Below are 4017 nucleotides of genomic sequence, written 5' to 3' on the forward strand. Positions count from 1 at the left end.
GCCAGGGCGCTGCCCGCCATTCCCACGGCGCGGTCCGCCGAGCCCTCGGTCACCGCCGATCCGGGTGGGCTGACCCCGTTGCCACGGCGGGTGCCGCAGACCAGTCTGGCCAGTGAGTTGCGGGAGGAGGCAGGACCGGCCGAGGAGGACGAGGAGCTGGAAGACTTCACCGCGGAACGTGCGGCTTCCTCGCTGGCCGGGTTCCAGCGCGGCACGTTCCAGGCGCGAGACTCCATCGACGACGACGCGCCGTCGCAGTACGACCGGGAGGAAGCAGCCGCCTCCTCGAATCCGCCCGCCGACCGCTCATGAAGGACTCCGCCATGACACGTCCTGTGCCCGCCACGCACACCCAGCTCGACCAGTTGCTCACCGGACTCGTGGACCGGGTGGCCGAGGTGAACCAGGCCGTCGTGCTGTCCGAGGACGGCCTCGTCGTCAGCAAGTCCACCGGGTTCCTGCGCGACGACGCCGAGCGGCTGGCGGCCACCGCTTCCGGGCTGATGAGCCTCAGCAAGGGGGTCAGCATGGACTTCCGGGGCGGTCCGGTGCGCCAGGCGCTGATCGAGATGGCGAACAGCTATCTGATCCTCACCTCGGCGGGCCCCGGCGCCCATCTGGTCGTCCTGACCGGTCCGGGCGCGGACGTCGGGGTCGTGGCGTACCAGATGAACATGCTGGTGAAGAAGATAGGCGAGCATCTCAGCGCCGCGCCGAGGGCCAACGTCGGCCCCGCGGCCGGCTCCGGCGAGTGAGGTGAGCGGTGGCGACGCGGCGGGACGGCTGGTACGACCGTTCACGCTGACCGGTGGCAGAACCCGGCCCAGCCGCGCCGATTTCACCCTCATCACCACGGTGACCGCGGTCGACCCACCGCCCGCGCGGGCGCCCCGGCCGCAGCCGGAGCAGGCCCGCATTCTGCGGCTGTGCGCGGAGCCGCTGGCGGTGGCGGAGGTCGCGGCCCTTGTCGACCTTCCGGTGAGCGTGGTAGTGATCATGCTCTGCGACCTGCTGGAGGCGGGCCTGATCACGGCCCGTCCGCCGCACCCGGTCTCCCGTACCAGCCCGGACATGGACCTGCTGCAGAAAGTGAGGGAGGGCCTTGACCGGCTCTGACACCATCGCTCCGGCACCCGCGCCGCCCGAGACGGTCAAGATCCTGATCGCGGGGGGCTTCGGCGTCGGCAAGACCACCATGGTCGGTTCGGTGAGCGAGATCGCCCCGCTGCGCACCGAGGAACCGCTGACCTCGGCGGGCCTGGCCGTCGACGACCTCGACGGCATCGAGGAGAAACGGGCCACCACCGTGGCCCTGGACTTCGGCCGGATCACCATCGGCCAGGACCTGGTGCTGTATCTGTTCGGCACCCCGGGCCAGCAGCGGTTCTGGTTCATGTGGAACGACCTGGCACTCGGCGCCCTCGGCGCGGTGGTCCTGATCGACGTCCGCCGCCCGAGGTCCAGCTTCGCTGCCGTCGACTTCTTCGAACGCCGGGGCATCCCGTTCGTGGTGGGCGTGAACGGTTTCTACGGCGAGCATCCGTATCCGGCGGAGGCGGTCCGCGACGCGCTGGCGCTCCCGGAGGACGTCCGGGTGCTGCTGTGCGACGCCCGGGAGCGCGACTCGTGCCGGAACGTACTGATCGCGCTGCTCGACCAGTTGATCGCCGCCGCCATCGAGGACGGCGGGGGCGGCAAACTCACTCGTCCGCCCCGGTGAGCGGTTCGTCGGAGGGGGCGATGATCCGGGCCGTGAGGTCCGGCTCTGCCATGTCCCGGTCGAAGGGGAACATCGGCCGCCGGATGCGGTGATGGCCGAGCCGGACCAGGTCCTGGTCGACTCCGCCCGGGGTGAGGGCCATCTTCCAGTCGGCGGCCATGGCGAAGAGCTCGGGTTCGAGATAGCCGATCTTGACGAGCACGAGATCGGCGGAGCGCGGCTCCAACTCCAGGTCGGTGAAGTCGTGTTCGTGGTGGTACGGCTTGCGGAGCCGGGTGAGGATCACGTACACGCTGCCTACCTTGAGCACGACCTCGGTCTGCGCGTCCCGGTCGCCGTGCCGGACGGAGTGCACGACACCGGTGAGGGTGAGCGGGCCCGCATGCCGGTCGTCGACCTCCGCGCCCGCCGTGACGGTGACGGTGGCGCCGACACCGGCACGCTCCGCTGTGGCTACGGCGGCGGGTCCGGGCAGCGACGCGTAGATGACCGTAGGACCGTCTTCGTCCTTGAACTCCGGGCGTTCCAGGACCTGTTGGAGCCCCCAGGTCACGTCGCCCGCGCCGCCCGCGGTCGGGTTGTCGCCGGTGTCGCTGATGAAGTACGGGCGGGCGGTGGAGGCGAGGGCCTCGTCCAGACACTCGTCCAGGGTGCCGGTCGGGGCCACGAACTCGAAGTCGCGCCGGGCTTCCCAGAAGCCGCGCGCCAACTGCTCGGCGCCGGTGGCCACTTGGGCGGCGGACGGGCCTGTGACAACGACCGCGGCGCGGTTGCGGGGCTCGTCGGCCCAGGCATAGCCGACCCAGATCGCCGCGTCGGTGACTCCTTCGGTTGCCTCTGCTTTTTCTACGGCCGCGTAGACGCCCTTCGCCGGTTCGATACGGGTGGAGGTCTGTTCGCCTGCGAGCAGCACCGGTACCGGGATCCAGGCCTTGACCGGGCGGGGCGCGCCGCTCGCCAGGAGGTCGACGAGGTTGCGGGCGGCGCGTTCCTTGGTGTCCATGGCGTCCTCGTGCGGGGCCATGCGGTAGCAGGTGATCAGGTCGGTGGCGTGGACCAGTTCGCGGGAGACGTTGCCGTGGAGGTCCATGGAGGTCGATACGAGGGTGTGCGGGCCGATGGTCTCCCGTATGCGGGTGAGGAGTTGGGCCTCGGCGTCATCCATGCCCTCGACCGTCATCGCGCCGTGGATGTCGTACCAGAGGCCGTCCAGGGGGCCCAACTCCCGGAGCCTGGCGATGAGTTCGTCGGAGAGGGCAGTGAAGGCGGTCGACGTCACCGTGCCGCCGGGGAGTGCCTTGCCCACGAGGGCGCCTTGCCAGTCTGCGGCTTCCCTCAGTGGGGTGCCGGGGGCGAGGAAGGGGTAGCGGGTGAGGACTTCGGGGCCGCGTTGGGGGTGGAAGGCGGGGGCCTCCGTGCGGGCCGGGGAGAAGGTTGAGGACTCGATGCCGAGTCCTGCGATCGCGATAACAGGACTAGAAGAAGGCATGGGGGCTCCAAGTCGTATGTCGAGTGCGGCTTCGTCGTGGCTGGTCGCGCAGTTCCCCGCGCCCCTGAAAGCACGAGTCACCGCGTCTTGTCTGTGACCGTCTGCAATGCCTGCGCCAATGCCCGTTGCAGGGCGAACTGGCCTGCGCCCACGAGCCCCGCGTCCGCGCCCAGGCTCGCGCGCTCGATCGCCAGGTGTTCGGTGACGAGGGGGTGGCAGCCCTCGTACAGCTGGCTGCGGACTGCCGCTACGAAAGGTTCCAGGGTGGAGAGGATGCCGCCCAGATACACGGCGTCGGGGTTGAAGAAGTTGACGTTGGCTGCGAGGACCTGGCCCAGGTAGCGGCCGGCCTGGCGGACCGCTCGGGTTGCCTCGGGGTGGGCGTCCGTCGCCAGGCGTACGACGTCCTCGGTGGACGTCACGTCCAGGCCGTACCCGCGCAGGATGCGGACGAGGGCGGCGCCCGAGGCGACGGTTTCGAGGCAGCCGGTGTTGCCGCAGGAGCAGGGGATGTCGTGGGCGGCCTCGACCCGGACGTGGGTGATCTCGCCCGCCGCACCGGTGCCGCCGCGGTAGAGACGCCCGTCGGCGATGACGCCGGCGCCGATCGCGGTGCCTGTCTTGACCATGATCGACTGGCGGCGTTCGGCGGGCTGCACGGTGTGCTCGCCCACGGCCATGCAGTTGGCGTCGTTCTCGATGGCCGCCGGGACTCCGAACCGGTCCTCCAGCCAGGTCCGGACCGGGAAGCGGTTCCAGCCGGGCATCCGGGACGGGAGGGTCACGACGCCGCCCGCGACGTCGACCG

The 4017-nt window shown here is 70.5% G+C and carries 5 protein-coding genes and 1 pseudogene; 4 read left to right on the forward strand and 2 right to left on the reverse strand.

The window, feature by feature from the left end; genetic code table 11:
* From R6V09_RS47735 to R6V09_RS47750, 4 genes and pseudogenes are all read left to right on the forward strand, one after another.
* A pseudogene (locus R6V09_RS47735) lies at positions 1-312 on the forward strand (histidine kinase); the annotation flags it as partial.
* Positions 313-323: 11 nt separating this feature from the next.
* Positions 324-755, forward strand: coding sequence for a roadblock/LC7 domain-containing protein (locus tag R6V09_RS47740; RefSeq protein WP_019071426.1), 432 nt, complete (start codon positions 324-326; stop codon positions 753-755).
* 1 nt (position 756) lies between these two features.
* Entirely contained in the window at positions 757-1116 is a 360-nt protein-coding gene (locus tag R6V09_RS47745; protein WP_317887712.1) for a DUF742 domain-containing protein, read from the forward strand.
* Entirely contained in the window at positions 1103-1720 is a 618-nt protein-coding gene (locus tag R6V09_RS47750) for a GTP-binding protein (RefSeq protein WP_317887713.1), read from the forward strand. Before R6V09_RS47745 ends, R6V09_RS47750 begins: the two co-directional genes overlap by 14 nt.
* On the opposite strand, the gene R6V09_RS47755 is transcribed toward R6V09_RS47750, so the two are convergent.
* Together R6V09_RS47755 and R6V09_RS47760 are read right to left on the reverse strand one after the other, a co-directional pair.
* Complete coding sequence (locus tag R6V09_RS47755; RefSeq protein ID WP_317887714.1) at positions 1701-3209, reverse strand: M81 family metallopeptidase; 1509 nt, start codon at positions 3207-3209, stop codon at positions 1701-1703. The genes R6V09_RS47750 and R6V09_RS47755 overlap by 20 nt on opposite strands.
* Before the next feature lie 77 nt (positions 3210-3286).
* Positions 3287-4017 (reverse strand): ROK family protein (locus tag R6V09_RS47760; protein ID WP_317887715.1); only part of this gene is annotated, 731 nt, incomplete at its 5' end.

The organism is Streptomyces sp. W16 (genome assembly GCF_033194735.1).
Classification (GTDB): Bacteria; Actinomycetota; Actinomycetes; order Streptomycetales; family Streptomycetaceae; genus Streptomyces.